Annotated in this window: 19 protein-coding genes; 15 read left to right on the forward strand and 4 right to left on the reverse strand. The window is 61.8% G+C overall.

The genetic code is table 11. The annotated features are described in order from the left end of the window. The first annotated feature begins 334 nt into the window (after positions 1-334). Positions 335-907, forward strand: a complete 573-nt coding sequence (locus tag BOO71_RS11570) for a CBS domain-containing protein (RefSeq protein WP_175607432.1) — start codon at positions 335-337, stop codon at positions 905-907. 29 nt (positions 908-936) lie between these two features. Here the strand turns inward: BOO71_RS11570 and BOO71_RS11575 are convergent, their stop codons facing one another. Further along, a complete protein-coding gene (locus BOO71_RS11575) occupies positions 937-1,314 on the reverse strand; it encodes an NADH-quinone oxidoreductase subunit 15 (RefSeq protein WP_075832470.1) in 378 nt (125 codons plus the stop codon). Between the two features lie 480 nt (positions 1,315-1,794). On the opposite strand from BOO71_RS11575, the gene BOO71_RS11580 reads away from it, so the two are divergent. The 7 genes from BOO71_RS11580 (at position 1,795) to BOO71_RS11610 (ending at position 8,895) form a co-directional block, all read left to right on the forward strand. Then, positions 1,795-2,448 (forward strand): GntR family transcriptional regulator, encoded by a 654-nt coding sequence (locus BOO71_RS11580; RefSeq protein ID WP_254843133.1) that lies wholly within the window; start codon positions 1,795-1,797, stop codon positions 2,446-2,448. Positions 2,449-2,486: 38 nt separating this feature from the next. Continuing rightward, a complete protein-coding gene (locus BOO71_RS11585) occupies positions 2,487-3,656 on the forward strand; it encodes an ABC transporter substrate-binding protein (protein ID WP_075832474.1) in 1,170 nt (389 codons plus the stop codon). Between the two features lie 220 nt (positions 3,657-3,876). Then, positions 3,877-5,037 (forward strand): ABC transporter substrate-binding protein, encoded by a 1,161-nt coding sequence (locus BOO71_RS11590; protein ID WP_075832476.1) that lies wholly within the window; start codon positions 3,877-3,879, stop codon positions 5,035-5,037. Between the two features lie 117 nt (positions 5,038-5,154). Continuing rightward, positions 5,155-6,042 (forward strand): branched-chain amino acid ABC transporter permease, encoded by an 888-nt coding sequence (locus BOO71_RS11595; protein ID WP_075832478.1) that lies wholly within the window; start codon positions 5,155-5,157, stop codon positions 6,040-6,042. Positions 6,043-6,250: 208 nt separating this feature from the next. After that, the gene (locus BOO71_RS11600) at positions 6,251-7,255 is read left to right on the forward strand and encodes a branched-chain amino acid ABC transporter permease (protein ID WP_083653366.1); all 1,005 of its coding nucleotides are present in this window, start codon (positions 6,251-6,253) and stop codon (positions 7,253-7,255) included. Next, positions 7,252-8,025 carry an ABC transporter ATP-binding protein gene (locus BOO71_RS11605; protein ID WP_075832480.1) on the forward strand — a complete coding sequence of 258 codons (774 nt, stop codon included), beginning with the start codon at positions 7,252-7,254 and terminating at the stop codon, positions 8,023-8,025. Before BOO71_RS11600 ends, BOO71_RS11605 begins: the two co-directional genes overlap by 4 nt. 111 nt (positions 8,026-8,136) lie before the next feature. After that, positions 8,137-8,895, forward strand: coding sequence for an ABC transporter ATP-binding protein (locus BOO71_RS11610; RefSeq protein WP_075832482.1), 759 nt, complete (start codon positions 8,137-8,139; stop codon positions 8,893-8,895). Positions 8,896-8,936: 41 nt separating this feature from the next. Here the strand turns inward: BOO71_RS11610 and BOO71_RS11615 are convergent, their stop codons facing one another. Next, the gene (locus BOO71_RS11615) at positions 8,937-9,677 is read right to left on the reverse strand and encodes an MBL fold metallo-hydrolase (RefSeq protein ID WP_075832484.1); all 741 of its coding nucleotides are present in this window, start codon (positions 9,675-9,677) and stop codon (positions 8,937-8,939) included. Further along, positions 9,674-10,006: a DUF2568 domain-containing protein gene (locus tag BOO71_RS11620; protein ID WP_083653367.1), complete on the reverse strand. Its 333-nt coding sequence runs from the start codon at positions 10,004-10,006 to the stop codon at positions 9,674-9,676. The genes BOO71_RS11615 and BOO71_RS11620 overlap by 4 nt, the downstream gene beginning before the upstream one ends. A 53-nt stretch (positions 10,007-10,059) precedes the next feature. Here BOO71_RS11620 and BOO71_RS11625 point away from each other — a divergent pair, with 53 nt between their 5' ends. The 5 genes from BOO71_RS11625 to BOO71_RS11645 all read left to right on the forward strand — a co-directional run bounded on the left by BOO71_RS11625 (position 10,060) and on the right by BOO71_RS11645 (position 13,269). Continuing rightward, complete coding sequence (locus BOO71_RS11625) at positions 10,060-10,647, forward strand: TetR/AcrR family transcriptional regulator (RefSeq protein WP_075832850.1); 588 nt, start codon at positions 10,060-10,062, stop codon at positions 10,645-10,647. A 32-nt stretch (positions 10,648-10,679) separates the two neighbouring features. Next, positions 10,680-11,906 carry a flavodoxin-dependent (E)-4-hydroxy-3-methylbut-2-enyl-diphosphate synthase gene (ispG, locus tag BOO71_RS11630; protein WP_075832487.1) on the forward strand — a complete coding sequence of 409 codons (1,227 nt, stop codon included), beginning with the start codon at positions 10,680-10,682 and terminating at the stop codon, positions 11,904-11,906. A gap of 10 nt (positions 11,907-11,916) precedes the next feature. Further along, entirely contained in the window at positions 11,917-12,417 is a 501-nt protein-coding gene (locus BOO71_RS11635; protein ID WP_075832489.1) for a DUF6843 domain-containing protein, read from the forward strand. A 62-nt stretch (positions 12,418-12,479) separates the two neighbouring features. Continuing rightward, entirely contained in the window at positions 12,480-12,842 is a 363-nt protein-coding gene (locus BOO71_RS11640; protein ID WP_075832491.1) for a hypothetical protein, read from the forward strand. Positions 12,843-12,867: 25 nt separating this feature from the next. Further along, a complete protein-coding gene (locus BOO71_RS11645; RefSeq protein WP_075832493.1) occupies positions 12,868-13,269 on the forward strand; it encodes a DUF4259 domain-containing protein in 402 nt (133 codons plus the stop codon). Positions 13,270-13,321: 52 nt separating this feature from the next. On the opposite strand, the gene BOO71_RS11650 is transcribed toward BOO71_RS11645, so the two are convergent. Continuing rightward, the gene (locus BOO71_RS11650; RefSeq protein ID WP_075832495.1) at positions 13,322-14,968 is read right to left on the reverse strand and encodes a methylmalonyl-CoA mutase family protein; all 1,647 of its coding nucleotides are present in this window, start codon (positions 14,966-14,968) and stop codon (positions 13,322-13,324) included. A 128-nt stretch (positions 14,969-15,096) separates the two neighbouring features. On the opposite strand from BOO71_RS11650, the gene BOO71_RS11655 reads away from it, so the two are divergent. Together BOO71_RS11655 and BOO71_RS11660 are read left to right on the forward strand one after the other, a co-directional pair. Next, positions 15,097-16,029, forward strand: a complete 933-nt coding sequence (locus BOO71_RS11655; RefSeq protein WP_075832497.1) for a hypothetical protein — start codon at positions 15,097-15,099, stop codon at positions 16,027-16,029. A 42-nt stretch (positions 16,030-16,071) separates the two neighbouring features. After that, a complete protein-coding gene (locus BOO71_RS11660) occupies positions 16,072-16,983 on the forward strand; it encodes an aldo/keto reductase (RefSeq protein WP_075832853.1) in 912 nt (303 codons plus the stop codon). Positions 16,984-17,047: the final 64 nt, after the last annotated feature.

Here is a 17,047-nt window from a genome sequence, read left to right on the forward strand (position 1 = left end):
TCTGGACTCAGCACCGTGGGTGCGCCCTGGTTGTGCGCCCGGCCATCCCCTAAACCGTCCAGCCCCAGGGTGTGATACCGCTGCAAAATGTGACGCGCCCCAGAGACGGAGTATTTGGTCAGTTCCAAAAGCTCAGTTTCTGTTCTGCCTTCCGCAAGGAAGGCAAAGAACTGCGCTCTGCGCCGCTCCACAGCGCAGGTACTGGCCCGATAAATGGCCCAGAAGTCGTCAGCGGAGTGCTGGAGTTGGATGGAAGAGAAGAATTTTTTGATCTGGACAGTCTACAAGATTTAATCGGAGTCCGTATGAGTTAAAAAGAACTAGAGAAATGGGAATGGGCGGTTATAAAGATATATATCTCCAATTATTTGGTTTTGATGTAAAAATTCAAGCAAAAATTGAAAAACTATTCACTCAAATAAAAGACGCCCGCAATGATAAAGCTCATCGTGGGCCATTTGCAAGAAGTGTTGTCAAAAGGGCCAGCGAATTCGCTCTTTTCGTTGAAGGAGAGCTAGCAGAGATGCTATACAACGCTGAAGATTTTATGAGTAGTTCTGTAGTTTTTGCTAGAGAAAAAGATTATTTATATAAGATAAGAGGTATAATTCTTGAGAACTCTTATTCTTATATACCAATACAAATTAAAGAGGATTATTATTTCGTTAGTGATTTTGAAATTTCTAAAATATGGACAAAATTGAGTAAAACCGATAAATATAGCAAGAAATTGAGCGATCTGATCAAGGCAGATCAATTGAAACTACTTCAAGCAGAATTTGTAAATACTAAAGATGATCTGAAAAAAGTCATTGAAAAAATGGAAAAGAGTCAGTTTATTCCAATCTTGGTTAAGGATAAAGACGGTGATGTTGTTGGGATCATCACCGCGTTTGACCTTCTCTAACCTGTATCAAATAAGGACTGAGACTTTCTTTAAGCAACTCCTCTCAAAGCCCCGTCCATTAATGTGTCCAGCCGCTCTTGTGTGAAGGGCCGTTTGCCTTCCAGCAGTCCAGTTTGCCCGGCGTGCAGGTGCCAGTGCTTGCTGCCGCCCATCAGACGCAGGCTGACGCCTTTCAGGTCCACATGGCGGGGGCTGACGGCTGCCAGGATCAGTGGTTGCCCGGCCACGCCCACGCTGACGCTCATGACCGTGGTGGGCAGGTCATAGGGGCGTTCCATGCGGTAGATGTAGTCGGGGAAATCGGCCACCTTCTCAAAGGTCAGGCCGCGCGCCGCCGCTCCGGCTTCCAGCCAGCCGAGCAACTCTATCCACTGCGTATACAGCGCCGAATCTGGTGCGTGTGACATGTGGGAGGCAGCATAGCGCAGCGGGAGGAGTGGGTGGCTCAACCCTCAACCCCGGAGTTGGAAGTTGCCTGCTCGCCGCATTGAGAGTGACCCCGCTGCCCTGAAACATCTCGTCCATTCATCCCGCCACTTTTCTGTAGGCCGTCTGGGTGAGCTTCTCCCCAGTGGCGGGTGACGATGACAGTCCACCCGTTTCCACCCTGTGCTCGCGCAGGAAGGCGATTTAGCCCTGGCATGGAATCCGCCTACTTTGCAGTGCAAGTGGATTCAGTGCCCCGCGCCCTGCCATCTGTCCCCACGTCAACTTTTCCGCGTTCCAGGGCAGCTGCACAGCAATCTGGGCGCGGATCTGCACAGGTCAAGTCTCATACCGCGCTTGCATTCCTGCTTTCTACATGTAACACTCTCCCTGTTCAAAAACTCTTCATGTGGCAGTCGTTCGCAGGTCAGACCTGACGACTGAAAGGAGGTCATCCTCTGTTGCAACCGATTGCCAGCGCCCGTGTCGTGGATGTGGTGCGCGATCAGCTTCGTTCCGCCATTCTGGCCGGAGACCTTGCCCCTGGTTCGCGCCTGAGTGTGCCGGAACTGGCCCGCCAACTGGGCGTCAGCCGCTCGCCCGTGCGCGAGGCCGTGCTGCTGCTGGTGGGCGAGGGTCTGGCCGTGGAGCAGTCGCGCCGGGGCGTGGAAGTCGCGCGGCTAGAGCTGGGTGATGTGCTGGAGCTGTACGAGCTGCGGATCAGCCTGGAAAGTCTGGCTGCCCGTCACGCCGCCGAACGCATGACGAACACCGATCTGGTGGCGCTGCGCGGCGTGCTGGACGCCCAGGGTGCAGCGGCGGTGGGCGACGCCCGCAGCTTCCGCGAACTGGACCTGCGCTTTCACGAGATCGTTTCCCAGACCTGCGGCAATACCCGGCTGGCCCGGCACGCCGCGCTGCTGGCCCGCGAGATGCGGCTGGCCGCGCCGCTGATGGTCAACGAGCCGTGGCACCTGCGCCAGAGCCACGAGGAACACCGCACCATTGAACGCGCCCTGCGCCAGCGCGACGGCCCCGCCGCCGAAAACGCTATGCGCGAACACCTCGGTCGCGTGTGCCAGAGCGTGCGAAACCGACACAGCACAACCCCCTGAATTCCACTGCCGATACCCGGCCTCACAAGGAGAACACCATGCGTACATCTCTCAAAAAGACCGCCCTCTTCACCCTCGCCCTGACCCTCGCCGCCAGCGCCAGCGCGCAGGACACCATCAAGGTGGGCGCGATCACGTCCGTTACCGGGCGTTTCGCCGAATTTGGCAAGATGCAATTGGCCGGGTTCAAGGTGGGCGTGGCCGAGGTCAACAAGAACGGCGGCGTGCTGGGCAAGAAGCTGGAACTGATCATCGAGGACAATGCCAGCGACGTGAACAAGGGGCTGGCCGCCGCCGAACGTCTGGTCAACGCGGGCGTGCCGCTCGTTCTCAACGAGTATTCCTCCAGTCTGGTCAAGGCGCAGGCGCAGTATCTGGCCCGCCAGAAGGTGCCGAATCTGGTCATCACGTCCAGCGGTGACGACATCACCAAGCCCGGCAACGACTACATCTTCCGCCTGAATCAGCCGGCCAGCGCCTACGCCCGCGTGATTCTGGACATCTTCAAGGCCAACAAGTTCAAGAGCATGGCGATCATCGCCGGGACGGGAGCGTTCGAGAAGAGCGTGGCCGACGCCGCCAACAGCATTGCCAAGGAGTATGGCATCACGGTGATGGAGGATCAGCGCTACGACAAGGGCCTGACCGATTTCCGCCCCGTCCTGAACCGCATTAAAGCCAAGAACCCCGACGGCATCCTGATGGTCAGCTATGCCGAGGACAGTGTGGCGCTGATGCGCCAGGCACGCGAGGTGGGCGTCAAGCCGCGTCTGTTCGCCGGGGGCGCTGCCGGATTCGCGCTGCCCAGCTTCGTCAAGGACAGTGGGGCCGCCGCCGAGAATGTCGTGACCGCCACCGCCTGGATTCCGCAGCTTCGCTACCCCGGCACGCAGAAGCTGAATGTGGACCTCAAGAAGGCGCTGGGCGGGGAAGACCCCAGCTACCACGCCGCACAGGCTTACGCGGGTGTGCTGACCGCTGCCGCCGCCATCAACAAGGCGGGCAGCGTGGACCGCGAGAAGGTCCGTGCGGCGCTGGGCACGGTCAACATTCAGACCGCCTTCGGCCCGATCCAGTTCAAGGACTACGACGGCTTCAAGAACCAGAACCCGCTGGAAATGGTGGCGCAGCAGGTGCAGAAGGGCGCATTCGTGCCGGTGTATCCCAAGTCGGTGATCCCCCGCGCACTGACGTTTGAGCGCAAGTAAGAATTTAGCGGCGGGTTTCCGGGGCGGCTACTTGCGACTTAACCCCTCTGCTCCGCAGCTCTGCGAGTCCGCCCCTTCGGGGGACCTCCCCTTAGAAGGGAGGCAAGAGTTTCGGAATTGCCATGCCTGTCGCGCTTCTCGGCTCCCTTTAAGGGGAGCTGGCTGCGAAGCAGACTGAGGGGTTCGCCTTCCAACTCAACTTTCAACTGAGGTCACACCTATGCGCCCAATTCAGACCCTGACCGCCCTCGCCCTCCTCTCCCTCTCGCTGGCCTCTGCACAAAGCACGATCAAGATCGGGGCCATCACCAGCCTCTCGGGGCGATTTGCCACTTTCGGGGCCATGCAGCAGGCGGGCTTCAAGGTTGCCATTGACGAACTGAATGCCAAGGGTGGCGTGAACGGCCAGAAGCTGGAGCTGCTGCTGGAAGACGATGCCAGCGACACCAACAAGGCGCTGAACGCCGCCGAGAAACTGGTGAATCAGAAAGTGCCGGTTATTATCGGTGCGTACAGCAGCGGAATTACCAAGCCGCTGTCGCAGTATCTGGCGCGGGTCAAGGTGCCGCTGCTCGTTGCCACGGCCATCGACGAGACGATCACCAAGCCGGGCAATCCATACACCTTCCGCGTCAACAACCAGAGCAGCGTCTATACCCGCAGCCTGATTGACGAGCTGAAACGGATCGGCGGGATGAAGACGGCGGTGGTGCTGACCAGCAACGACGCCTTTGGCAAGAGCGTGCTGACCGACGCCACCAAACTGTTGCCTGCCGCCGGATTCACGGTGCTGAGCAAGGACACCTACGACAAGGGCCTGACCGACTTTCGCCCGCTGCTGAACCGCTACAAGGGCCAGAACCCCGACGTGGTGATCTTTGCCAGCTATGAGGAAGACGCCGTGGCCCTCGCCAAGCAGGTGAAAGAGGTGGGACTGGCCCCCAGGATCATTTCTGGCATCGCCACCGGTTTCGCCCTGCCCGACTTCCTGAAGGGTGCGGGGTCCACTGCCGAGAACTTTCTGGTCACGATGGTCTGGAACGCCGACGTGAAATATCCGGGCGCGGCCAGCCTGAACACCCGCCTGAAAGCCGCGCTGAACGGTGAGGAACCCTCCCAGCACGCCGCCCAGAGCTACGCGGCGATGCTGGCCGCTGCCGACGCCATCAAACGCGGCGGCACCGATCCCGAAAAAGTCCGCGTTGCGCTGGAAAGCACCAAGCTGAACACCGCTTTCGGCCCGGTCACCTTCCGCGATTACGCCGGATACCAGAACCAGAACAGCGTCGTGGGCCTGATCACGCAGGTTCAGGGCGGTAAATTTGTAACCATCGGCCCGGCCAGCGCGGCGACGGGCAAGATCGTCCTGCCGAAAAAGTAAAGGAGAGCGGAGGAGGGGCTTGCCCGGTGGCCCCCCTCCCAGCCTCCCCCACGAGTGGGCTAAAAAATCAGACCCTCAGACCTCGCTGTCACCCCTATCCCACTCAAGGAGAACGACATGGATCAAGTCGCCGTCACGGCGTTTTTTCAAACCCTGGTTCAAGGCTTGTTGACCGGGGGCCTCTACGCCCTGATCGGCACTGGCCTGAGCCTGATCTTCGGCGTCATGAAGATCATCAACTTCGCGCACGGGGATTTTCTCGCCATCGGCATGTTCATCACGCTGGCGCTGTTCAAGGCGTTCAACCTGGACCCCTACCTGAGCCTGCTGGTGGCCGCGCCCATCGGCTTCAGCCTGGGCTACGTGATCCAGCGCTTCGTGCTGGCACGCCTGGGAGACCGGCTGGGCGAGGGCAGCCTGCTTGCCACGCTGGGCCTGGGGCTGATTATCAGCAACACGCTGCTGCTGGGCTTTGGCGCGCAGCCGCAGAGCATCAACGTGCCGTATGCGATCAACACCTTCAAGTTCGCGGGCGTGCAGGTCAGCGTGTCGCTGCTGATCGCCGGGCTGGGAACGGTGCTGGCGATCTCGGCCCTGAATCTGGTGCTGTACCGCACCGAGCTGGGCCGCGCCATCCGCGCCACCGCGCAAAATCCGCTGGGCGCGGAGTTGCAGGGTGTCAAGACCTCCAACATTCAGGCCATCGTGTTCGGTGTGGGCGTGTCGTTTGCCGCCATCGCGGGCGTGCTGCTGATGCCGCTGCTGTACACCTTTCCCACCGTGGGCGAGAATTACGTGACCAAGGCGTTTATCGTGACTGTGCTGGGCGGCCTGGGCAACCTGCCGGGGGCGATTGCGGGCGGGCTGGTGCTGGGTGTCATTGAGTCGCTGGGAGCCTTCTATGTCAGCAACAACTACCGCGACGCCTACGGCCTGATCGCCTTCCTGCTGGTGCTGCTGCTGCGGCCAGAGGGCCTGTTCGGGAAAACGGTGAAGCGGGTATGAGGGGAGCTGTGTTGATGGTTGATGGGGGAAGGTTGCTGGTGAGGGGCCAGGGCAACTTATTTGAAGTTTCGGCCTGCCCGGTGGCCCCCCCTCCCAGCCTCCCCCGCAGGTGGGGAGGGGCCAGAAGCCTGGGATGCTCAAGCCCTTTGACACTCCAACTGTCGCCCGCTCACTGCTTCCTACGCGCCATCTCGCCCCAGAGGCCCACATGACTGCCATTTCTTCAACCGCAGCCCGCCCCCGCGCCCTCACCTTCGGCAATGTATGGCTGAGCGTCGCTCTTGTGGCCATTCTGTTCATCTATCCGTTCGTGTTCGGCAAGGCCATGAACTTCGGGATTTCCACGCTGCTGTTCGCAGGGTTTGCCATGAGTTGGAACATCCTGGGCGGCTGGGCGGGGCAGACCAGTCTGGGACACGCCGCGCTGCTGGGCATCGGGGCGTACACCATGACGCTGCTGGCGACGCCCGAGCGGTTGCCGCCGTTTCTGTCCTCGCCGCTGGCCCCGTGGTGGGGCGCGCTGATCGGTATTGTGATTGCCGTGGCGGTGGCGGCGGTGTGGGGCTGGCTGACCTTCCGGCTCCAGGGATCGTATTTTGCGCTGTCCAGTATCGCGGTGGCCCTGGTCATCCGTCTGGTGGCCATCAACTCCGACTGGACGGGCGGCGCGGAGGGCCTGTTCATGCCGGAGCTGCCCAAGCTGTTTGGCTTTGACCTGTTTGACCGCAAGACCGAATACTGGCTGGCCTTCGGCTTCGTGGTGCTGACCCTGGTGATCACGCATCTGATCCGCCGCTCACGCATGGGCTACGCGCTTCAGGCGGTGCGCGAGGACGAGGACGGCGCACGGGCGCTGGGGATTGACCCGGCCCGCATGAAGTTGCTGGCGTTCATGCTCAGCGCCGCGCTGATGGCCCTGGGCGGCAGTCTGTATGCCCTCTATCTGCAAGCCTTCGAGCCGCACACGCTGCTGGAATTGCCCGTCAGTATCCAGATCGCGCTGCTGGCGATCATCGGTGGACGCACCACCATCCAGGGGCCGTTGATCGGGGCGCTGCTGCTGAGCATCTTCGGCGAGGTCTTCCGCAACGTGTTCAGCAGCGCCAACCTGCTGATTTACGGCGTTCTGATCCTGCTGGTCACGCTGTTCGCGCCGCAGGGCATCATGGGTCTGTTTCAGAAGGCTGGAAGCAAGCTGGGAACGGCGAGATGACGGCTCCTTCGCTGAGCAAAACCCCCGAGCAGCCCATTCACGCCCCCTCCGGCCCGCCGATTTTGAAGGCCGAGAACATCACCGTGCGTTTTGGCGGTGTGGTGGCAGTCAAGGACATCTCGCTGGCGGTGCGCCCCGGCGAAATCCTGGGCCTGATCGGGCCGAATGGGGCGGGGAAGACCACCCTTTTCAACGCGCTGACGGGTTTTGTGCGTCCCACCAGTGGCCGGGTGAGCTACAACGGGCGCGATATCACCAACATGCAACCGCAGGCCCGCGCCAAAATGGGCATGGCCCGCACCTTTCAGGTGGAGCGCCCCTTTGAAGACCTGAGTGTGCTGGAAAACGTGCTGGTGGCGGCATTTCTGAAGTACCGGGGAAGCAAGGCCGAGGACCATGCCTACGCCGTGCTGGAGCGCGTGGGGCTGGCTGACCGCGCCACACAGCCTGCCTCTGAACTGAATCTGGCCCGCCGCCGCCGCCTGGAACTGGCGAAGGTGCTGGCGCTGGAGCCGAGGGTGCTGTTTTTAGATGAAAGCATCGCGGGCCTGAACCCGCCGGGACAGCAGGAGATGGTGGCGCTGATCCGCACGCTGGCGCAGTCGGGCCTCGCCATCGTGATGGTGGAACACATCATGCACGTCATCATGAGCCTGTCCGATCACGTCATCTGTATGGCCTTTGGCGAACTGCTGGCCGAGGGCGATCCGCATGCGGTGGCAGCCCACCCGGACGTGATCCGGGCGTATCTGGGGGACGACAGTGATTAGGAGTCGCTTTGCTCCGCGTCTGAGGGTCAAAAGGTCTAAGGGTCCAAGAACAGCACCTCTTTTCCTTAGACCCTTAGACCCTCAGACCCTTAGACAGGCCGGAGGCCCGATATGACCACCATCCAAACCCAACCCGCCCGAATCGGCTACGCCCCCGGCGAACGCGTGCTGGAGGCCGATACTCTGGAAGTCGCCTACGGGCAGGTGCAGGTGGTGTTCGGCGTGTCGCTGCATGTGGATAAGGGTGAACTTGTCGGGCTGGTAGGCGGCAACGGCAGTGGCAAAAGCACCATCCTGCGCGTGCTGTCGGGGATGCTGAAGGCGCGGGCAGGAACGGCCACCTACCGGGGGCAGAACCTGAACGCCGTGCCGCCGCACCGGATCACCGATATGGGCGTGGCGCATGTGCCGATGGGCCGCCAACTGTTCGGGCAGATGACCGTGGAGGAAAACCTGATCATGGGCGCGTACCTGCCGCGCACCAAGAAAAACCGCGCTGAGAACCTGCAAAAGGTCTACGACTTCTTTCCGCGCCTGACCGAGAAACGCCGCTCTGCCGCCGCAGCCCTGTCCGGCGGGGAACAGCAGATGGTGGCGATTGGCCGCGCCCTGATGAGCGAACCCGAAGTGCTGCTGATGGATGAGCCGTCGCTGGGCCTGGCCCCGCTGGTGGTCTCCGAAGTCATGCGCGTGATCGGCAGCCTGCGCGAACTGGGCCTGACCGTGCTGCTGGTGGAGCAGAACGTGCGGCAGGTCCTGAAGGTCACGGACAGAACCTACGTGCTGGAACTGGGCAGTCTGGTCAAGGAAGGCCCGAGCAAGGAGTTGATGGGCGACCCGGAGATCATCAAGGCGTATCTGGGCGTATAAGAAAGCTGACCGGGGTGGAGGGGCGCGTTTGCCTCTCCACCCTATTTTGTGGGCCAGCGGGTGACGTCAGCCAGTTCGGCGGGAATTCCAGCGCGGCGGCTGATCGTGGCGGCCAGCCGAAGAATCAGGGGATGGGGGGGGGTATTTTTCTCGGCCAGTTCCACGGCGCGGCGCATGGCGGGCAGCGGGTCACGCAGCACTCGCCCATGCCCCAGCGCCAGAAAACGGGCGGGCACATCCAGAAGTTCCCGCGCGCTGCGAACCGTCCGGGCCAGATCCTCCGTGCCGATGGAGGGCAGCGGGAACATTGCGTTCACGACGCTGGCCACCCGTAAGCTGGGGATGCCTACGAAGGTATCGCCCGCGTACAGGGTGCCGTCGCGTTCATCAAAAAAGGCCAGATGCCCCGGCGAATGTCCGGGTGTGTCCAGCACGCGCAGGCTGCCCACGCTGTCGCCACTGTGCAGCAGCCGGGCAGGCGCGGCGCGGACTCCGTGGTGGGTCATCTGCTCTGCGTCGTTCGCGCCCACCAGGATTTCCAGGTCAGGGAACGCCTTTTTCAGTGCGGCCACGCTGCCGATGTGATCCGGGTGGGTGTGCGTCATCACCACGCGCCGCAGCGCCTTGCCCGTGCGTTTCATCACCGCCAGGACATGCCGCTCAAGACCGGGGACTCCTGCATCGATCAGGGTAAATCCGTCTTCCTCCGGCACCAGATACGAATTGATCACTCCGAACTGGGCGTGGCGGAGGGGCGGCAGGCGCTGAACAGGCTGACTCATCTGGTTCCCCCTTGAAGGACGCTGAGCAGGGCGAGGCCAAGGAACGCGGCGGCGGGCAGTGGGCCAGCGGTGGTCAGGGCAGCGGCGCAGGCCAGCGCAAAGACGGCCAGTTTCGCCAGCGGCCAGGCCGGTCCCCGGAAAGGATGGGAGGCCCGTGGAGACAGGAACGTTCCCCAGAATACTGCCAAAGCCAGCGGCGCGGCGAACAGTCCGGGCCATCCGGCGACTTGATTGCCCCATGCGGCCACAGCGGCCAGCGCAGCAATCTCCAGACTGAAGGTCAGCACCTCCCACGGGCTGACCCGTAAACGAACGATGTCCGTAGTCATAGTGAACACTGTACGTCTACAGATTATCACTGTCAAGACGTACAGTGTTCTTGATGCCCTATCCCGCCAAGCTGAACCCCGAACAGATTCTGGATGCCGCCCAGGACTTGCTGGAAACTTCCGGCCCCGAGGGACTGAGTATGCGGACATTGGCTGACGTGCTGGGCGTGCGCCCCAGCAGCCTGTACCGCCACCATGCCAGCCGCGAGGCGTTGCTGCTGGCGCTGGGCGAGCGGGCGGCGCTGGCCTTGCGAGAGGCGTTGATTGGGGGCGCGAATGGAGAAGACGCCAGAGCTGAGGCCGAAGCCGCCTCGCACGCCTATCTGGACTACGCCCGGCAGCACCCGCATCTGTATGCGCTGCTGCTGCTCAAGCTCGATCAGTTGCCGCAGGGACAGCGCATGGGTACGGCGGGCAAGCAGCTCTGGAACACGTTGCTGGATGTGGTGGGCCGCCTGAGTGGCAACCCCGACGACACCGCGCACGCCGTCGCCCTGTGGACTTTTCTGCACGGCTTTACGGAACTGGAACGCAGCGGCATGTTCGGCGCGAGTGGCCCCAGAGGCGGGCTGGAGGTTGGATTAGCGGCCCTGCTGGGCGCAATGGAAGCGGCGCACCCCACCCGTAACCCGGCTTCCTGAACCTCCTGCCCGGCCCCGCGTAAACTACGGGCATGAATCCCCGCCGCCAGACCGTCACCGCCAACGTGGGAGGCGTCCTGATCGGCAGCGCCCACCCGGTTGTCGTGCAGAGCATGACCAACACCGACACCGCCAATGCCGAGGCCACCGCTATTCAGGTGGCCCAACTGGCCCGTGCCGGATCGGAGCTGGTGCGCGTGACCGTCAACACACGCGAGGCCGCCGCCGCCGTTCCAGAGCTGATTGCCCGGTTGGAAGAGGTGGGCCTGAGCGTTCCCATCGTGGGCGATTTCCACTACAACGGCCACATCCTGCTGCGCGAGTTTCCCGAAACCGCCCGCCTGCTCGCCAAGTACCGCATCAATCCGGGCAACGTCGGAGCTGGGCAGCACCACGACGCCAACTTCGCCACCATGATCGAAGTGGCAAAAGAATTCGATAAACCCGTCCGCATCGGCGTGAACTGGGGCAGTCTGGATCAGCAGGTCCTGGCGCGATTGATGGATGCCAACGCGGCGAAGGGCAGCCCGAAATCCGGCACCGACGTGATGATTGACGCGATGGTGGTCTCCGCGCTGGAAAGTGCCGCCTACGCCGAGGAACTGGGGCTGGCGCACGACAAGATTCTGATCTCGGTCAAGGTGTCCAGCGCGCCCGAGCTGTGGCAGGTCTACCGCCAACTGGCCGCCGAATGCGATTACCCCCTCCACCTGGGACTGACCGAGGCGGGCATGGGCATGAAGGGCATCGTGTCCTCGTCGGTGGCCCTCGCGCCGCTGCTGAATGAAGGGATTGGCGATACCATCCGCGTCAGTCTGACCCCCGAACCCGGTGCCTCGCGCAAGCTGGAAGTGGAGGTGGCGCAGCAGATCCTGCAAAGCCTGGGCATCCGCCAATTCTCGCCGCAGGTCACGAGTTGCCCCGGCTGCGGGCGTACCACGTCCATTTTCTTTCAGGAACTGGCGCAGAAGATTCAGGATTACATCCGGGACACCATGCCCGACTGGAAGGTCAAATATCCGGGGGTGGAGGACATGCAGGTGGCCGTGATGGGCTGCATCGTCAACGGCCCCGGCGAGAGCAAGCACGCCAACATCGGCATTTCACTGCCCGGCACCGGGGAAGACCCGCGCGCCCCGGTGTACCAGGACGGTAAGCTCCTGACCACGCTGAAAGGCCCGCGCATTGCCGAGGAGTTTCAGGAGTTGATGGAGGCGTATGTGGAGCGGCGCTACGGGCATCAGGAAGTCGGTGCGTAGGTTCTGGCCGTTGGGCCTTGCCCCACTGCTGCTGGCAGGGTGTGTCGGGTTCCCGGAGCGCACGCCAGACCTCTTTCTGATTCCGCAGGGGTACAGCGGCTGGGTGCTGGTGGAATACGAGGTCAAGGGTGCGCCCTCACTGAAGCTGCTGGACGGTTACCGGGTTTTTCCGGTGTCCAGCAACAGTCTTCTTAAGACCTCCTCTGGTCAACCGCAGGGCTGGGCGCAAGACGTCTATAAATTCGTGGACGCCAGGGGCAAATTCACGGACTTGCCGCAGACTGGCTGGGGCAAGGGCGGTCTGGTCTGGGGTGCGTCGGTCAACGGCGGCAAGGTGAGCGTGTCGTCCGCACGGGAAGGCCAGGAGGCCATCACCTGTAAGTTTCGGACCTCGCCCAGCCTGAAATTCTTCGTGGGCACCGAGGCCCAATTCAGGGGGTTGCCCGAGACAGGGAGCATTCCTCTGATTCCAGCGGACCGGCTGGCGCAGTCCTCTCCTCGTTGCCCCTGAACAATCCAGTGCCGGAATGGACTACCTTCCCCGTTCCCCTAGAAGAGGCAATATGGCCGCGTGTGTTGGAAGCAATCGTCGCTTTCCTGAACCGGTGTGGTATTGAGCGCATAGAGGTCATGCATGGGTGGACCGAATCTGCATTGGAAGATCACCCGGACTTCCCTGCGTTGCAGTGGCAGCCTCAGATGATAGCCATATCCGACTTGCTATCCCTGATTGCGGAGCGGCAGCAGTTTGGAATGCAGTTGGGCCGAGATGACCTTTTTCTTGAGGGTGAAGCCCCGATACCGTGGCAAGTCCTGCTATGTCATGAGGGAGACGTGCATATCAGGGCAAGTGATGACGGCCTGATTGCTGGCTTTCAGGCCCTGCTGGCACCTTTGGGAGTGTCCCTCGTTCGCAATCCTAAACAACTGCTCTAGGCCCTGAAATGGCTAAACTTGAAGCATGGACATCTGGGGAACTGGCCCAATGGAAAACGAGGCAGGGGCGGCCTTTGCCGATGAAGTCGTGCAGGACGGCGCGTTCGCCCTGGCTGAGGCTTTCGACGTGGCGCTGGACCCCGACACCGACTTTCTGGCCGCCGAAGAAGGCCACCGCACCCTGGCCGCCGCCGAGATTCTGGCTGCCGTGCTGGACGGCGAAACGCAGAACATTACCAACGCCGGATTGCGCGTCTGGATTCAGGAGGCGGACCCGGCAGACCTGGCCCACTTGCAGGAGCTGGCGCAGGAAGCTGTGGCCCGCGTTCTCGGCCCGGATAGCGAATTGCCGGACCAGTGGGCCGACAATGCCGATGCGGACGAGTGGATGAGCGGCGTTCAAACCTTGCGGGCGCGTCTGGAATGACCTAAAAAATGGACCGCAAGATTTCCCCAGCGGTCCATCTTCAGATCAGCCGTTACACCACTGCGGGTTCCACATACTCGCCATATACAGTTTTTAGTACGTCCATCTGCTCACCCAGCGTCACGTAGGCGTGGGCGCACTCCAGAAAGGCGGGCATGGAATTGGCCCCGGTCACCGCGCTCTGGCGAAGATCCTCAATAGCTTTTTCCACCCGCGCCGGGTCACGCTCGCGGCGCACCCGTGCCAGCCGCGCTTCCTGCACGCGCTCCACCTCGGGGTCGATCAGTTGGATCGGCACCTGCACGGCGTCCTGCACGAAGTCGTTGACCCCCACGATGATGCGGCTCTTGGTCTCCACCTCACGCTGGTAGCGGTAGGCGGCCTCAGCCATTTCAAGCTGGAAGAAGCCGTTGTCGATGCCCTCTTCCACACCGCCCATCATGCGAATCTGCTCGATGTAACCCATCGCAGCCCGTTCGATGTCGTCGGTCAGTTTTTCCACGTAGTAGCTGCCTGCCAGTGGGTCCACCACCCCCGCCACGCCCGTTTCATAGGCGATGATCTGCTGGGTTCTCAGGGCGATGGTGGCGGCGTCCTCGGTGGGCAGGGCCAACGCCTCGTCGAAGGCGTCGGTGTGAAGGCTCTGCGTGCCGCCCAACACGGCGGCCAGCGCCTGAATCGCTACCCTTGCGATGTTGTTCAGCGGCTGCTGCGCGGGCAACGAGACCCCGGCGGTCTGCGAGTGCGTTCGCAGCATCCACGATTTGGGATTCTTCGCGCCGTAGCGGTCCCGCATCTGCCGCGCCCAGATTCGCCGGGCGGCCCGCAGCTTGGCAATCTCTTCAAAAAAGTCGTTGTGAATGTCCCAGAAAAAGCTGATGCGCGGCGCGAATTCGTCAATGTCCAGCCCGCGCTCCAGCGCCTTTTCCACGTAATGGAAGCCGTCGGCCAGCGTGAAGGCCAGCTCCTGCACACCCGTCGCCCCGGCCTCGCGGATGTGGTAGCCGCTGACGGAAATGAAGTTCCATTTTGGCACCACTTTCGGACCCCATTCAAAGGTGTCGATCACCAGTTTCACGCTGGGCGCGGGCGGATAGATAAATTCCTTCTGGGCGATGAATTCCTTAAGAATGTCGTTCTGGATGGTGCCGCCGATCTTGTTCAGGTCCTTGCCCTGCTTCTGGGCGTTGGCGATGTACATGGCCCAGATGGCGTTGGCGGGGCTGTTGATGGTCATGGACGTGGTGACGGTTTCGGGGTCAATGCCGCCGAATAGAATTTCCATGTCGGCCAGCGAACTCACGGCCACCCCGCACTTGCCCACCTCGCCGCGCGAGAAGTGGTGGTCCGAGTCGTAGCCCATCAGGGTGGGCAGGTCAAAGGCGGTACTCAGGCCCGTCTGCCCGGCCTTCAGTAGCGCGTGGAAACGCTCATTGGTCTGCTCGGCGCTGCCGAAGCCCGCGAACATCCGCATGGTCCACAGCTTGCCCCGGTACACGCTGGGCTGCACGCCGCGCGTGTACGGAAACTCGCCGGGGTAGCCCAGATCGCGCTCGGCGTCCCAGTCCTTCTGGTCATCTGCCGTATAGATCGGCTCGGGGTCCATGTCGGACAGGTTGGTGAAGTTGTATTTGCGCTCGGGGAATTTCTGCGTGGCAGGGCCATAAACGCTGCTCATCCACTCGTTCTTGGTCTTCATACGGTCCTCCGGCAGTTGGTGCAACTGGGGAAACTAACGCTCGTTAGGTTGGTCTTCAGGGTAGCAGAAGCGCGTGTAAGCCATGCGGCCCATGCCTTCGGCGTCGCTTGTGATTTACGCTGGAGTCAGTGATTTCTGAACACCTGCCAACCCCCGCCGAACTGGCCCGCTTCTCTCTGGCTGTCCAACACCCGCTGACGCTGAACTGGTGTCCTGAACCTGAACGGCTGGCGAATCTGGCCGGGGAACACGCCTTTGACCTCCAACTCGCCACCGATCTGGAACTGGCGGGGAAGCGGGCCGAATTTATCAACGTCGGCCCGCCCGCAGAGGCGTATCTGAACCGCTGGGTCACGGTTTCGCCCGGTCTGGATGCCATGCTCAGCATCCGGTTTAAGGGAATGGATGTGGGCAAACCGTTCGTGGATGTCAGCGTGACCTCTCGGCCTGTCCTGGCCCAGGATTTCCCCGCGCTGATTGAATCCGCTCTGCGCGAATACGGCGACTTCCCCCCGCCCCGCCTCCGCATCTGGAGTGCTGCCGAGGGTTTCTCTGGTTTGCGCCCCGATCAGCGTGTGCTGGCCGCGCCGCTGGCTGAGCTGGCTGGGGGAGAGGTTGCGCCCGAATTGAGCCTCAAGCCGACTGCTGATCTCTCTAATTATGCCGATGCTCAGGCCGCCTACGCCGCCGTGGATGCGGCCCATCCGAAGCATCCCGGTCAGGCTGGCCTGCTTTCGGAGGAAGATTTGCAGGACACCATTGACGCCGGGACCATGTTTGACGTGATCTGGCGCGGCGGGTGGAGCGGGTACGCGGGAACTTTGCCCGAAACTCAACTCGGTTTGTCCGCGCAGGTGGTTCAGGAAATGCTACTCGCCCCGCACGCACGCGGCCACGGCCTTGGCTCCTCCCTCTCCATTCTGCTGGCCCGTCACCTGCCCGCAGACGGACGGGTGCTGAGCGGCACCATTCACGGGGAGAACCGGGGCGCACAGACGGCGGCGCGGCGGGCCGGGCGGCACGACATCGGCGGCTGGTGGTGGGTGCCGACGGTAAACTGAAGATGAGACCTCGCGGGCCAGTTTTGACGCACAATGCAGGTCATGAGAACAATCAAACTCGGAAGCAGTGAGCTGGATGTGCCCGTCGTCGCCGTGGGCATGATGCGAATCAACACCATGAGCAAGCCAGAAGTGCAGACGCTGATCGGCACGGCGATGGACGCGGGCGCGAATTTCTTTGACCATGCCGACATTTACGGCAAGGGAACCTGCGAGGAAATCTTCGCCGACGCCGTGGGCAGCAGCGTGCGCGAGACGATGATTCTGCAATCCAAGTGCGGCATCCGCCCCGGCATGTTTGACTTCTCCAAAGAACATATCCTGGCCTCGGTGGACGGCATCCTGAAACGCCTGAACACCGATTATCTGGACATTCTGTTGCTGCACCGCCCCGACGCCCTCGTGGAGCCGGAGGAAGTGGCCGCCGCCTTTGACCAGTTGGAGCAGGAGGGCAAGGTGCGGCACTTCGGCGTGTCCAACCAGCACCCGCGCCAGATTGAATTGCTCAAGAAATACGTGCGGCAGCCTTTAGTTGCCAACCAACTGCAATTGAGCATCACCAACGCCACGATGATCACGCAGGGCTTCAACGTCAACATGGAAAACGACGAGGCCGTCAACCGCGACGGCGGCATCCTGGATTACTGCCGCCTGCACGACATCACCATCCAGCCGTGGTCTCCCTTCCAGTTCGGATTCTTTGAAGGTGTCTTTCTGGACAACCCCAAATTCCCCGAACTCAATGCCAAAATTGATGAAATTGCTGCCAAGTACGGCGTGAGCAACACCACCATTGCCATTGCCTGGATTCTGCGCCACCCGGCCAAGATGCAGCCCGTGACGGGGACCACCACCCCGCAGCGACTGGCCGATTGCCTGAAAGCGGCGGATGTTCACCTGACCCGCGAGGAGTGGTACGCGATCCTGCTGGCGGCGGGGAATACGCTGCCCTGAACGGAGTGACTTGAAAAACGCCGCCGAGATTCAGCTTCTCGGCGGCGTTCTTGTATGGATTGGC

It is taken from the genome of Deinococcus marmoris (genome assembly GCF_001949125.1).
Lineage (GTDB): Bacteria > Deinococcota > Deinococci > Deinococcales > Deinococcaceae > Deinococcus > Deinococcus marmoris_A.

Bases quoted from the DNA above. Each gene is read 5' to 3' on its own strand.
- BOO71_RS11570 (WP_175607432.1), top strand. From the start codon at position 335: ATGGGCGGTTATAAAGATATATATCTCCAATTATTTGGTTTTGATGTA.
- BOO71_RS11575 (WP_075832470.1), bottom strand. From the start codon at position 1,314: ATGTCACACGCACCAGATTCGGCGCTGTATACGCAGTGGATAGAGTTG.
- BOO71_RS11585 (WP_075832474.1), top strand. From the start codon at position 2,487: ATGCGTACATCTCTCAAAAAGACCGCCCTCTTCACCCTCGCCCTGACC.
- BOO71_RS11590 (WP_075832476.1), top strand. From the start codon at position 3,877: ATGCGCCCAATTCAGACCCTGACCGCCCTCGCCCTCCTCTCCCTCTCG.
- BOO71_RS11595 (WP_075832478.1), top strand. From the start codon at position 5,155: ATGGATCAAGTCGCCGTCACGGCGTTTTTTCAAACCCTGGTTCAAGGC.
- BOO71_RS11600 (WP_083653366.1), top strand. From the start codon at position 6,251: ATGACTGCCATTTCTTCAACCGCAGCCCGCCCCCGCGCCCTCACCTTC.
- BOO71_RS11605 (WP_075832480.1), top strand. From the start codon at position 7,252: ATGACGGCTCCTTCGCTGAGCAAAACCCCCGAGCAGCCCATTCACGCC.
- BOO71_RS11610 (WP_075832482.1), top strand. From the start codon at position 8,137: ATGACCACCATCCAAACCCAACCCGCCCGAATCGGCTACGCCCCCGGC.
- BOO71_RS11615 (WP_075832484.1), bottom strand. From the start codon at position 9,677: ATGAGTCAGCCTGTTCAGCGCCTGCCGCCCCTCCGCCACGCCCAGTTC.
- BOO71_RS11620 (WP_083653367.1), bottom strand. From the start codon at position 10,006: ATGACTACGGACATCGTTCGTTTACGGGTCAGCCCGTGGGAGGTGCTG.
- BOO71_RS11625 (WP_075832850.1), top strand. From the start codon at position 10,060: ATGCCCTATCCCGCCAAGCTGAACCCCGAACAGATTCTGGATGCCGCC.
- ispG (WP_075832487.1), top strand. From the start codon at position 10,680: ATGAATCCCCGCCGCCAGACCGTCACCGCCAACGTGGGAGGCGTCCTG.
- BOO71_RS11645 (WP_075832493.1), top strand. From the start codon at position 12,868: ATGGACATCTGGGGAACTGGCCCAATGGAAAACGAGGCAGGGGCGGCC.
- BOO71_RS11650 (WP_075832495.1), bottom strand. From the start codon at position 14,968: ATGAAGACCAAGAACGAGTGGATGAGCAGCGTTTATGGCCCTGCCACG.
- BOO71_RS11660 (WP_075832853.1), top strand. From the start codon at position 16,072: ATGAGAACAATCAAACTCGGAAGCAGTGAGCTGGATGTGCCCGTCGTC.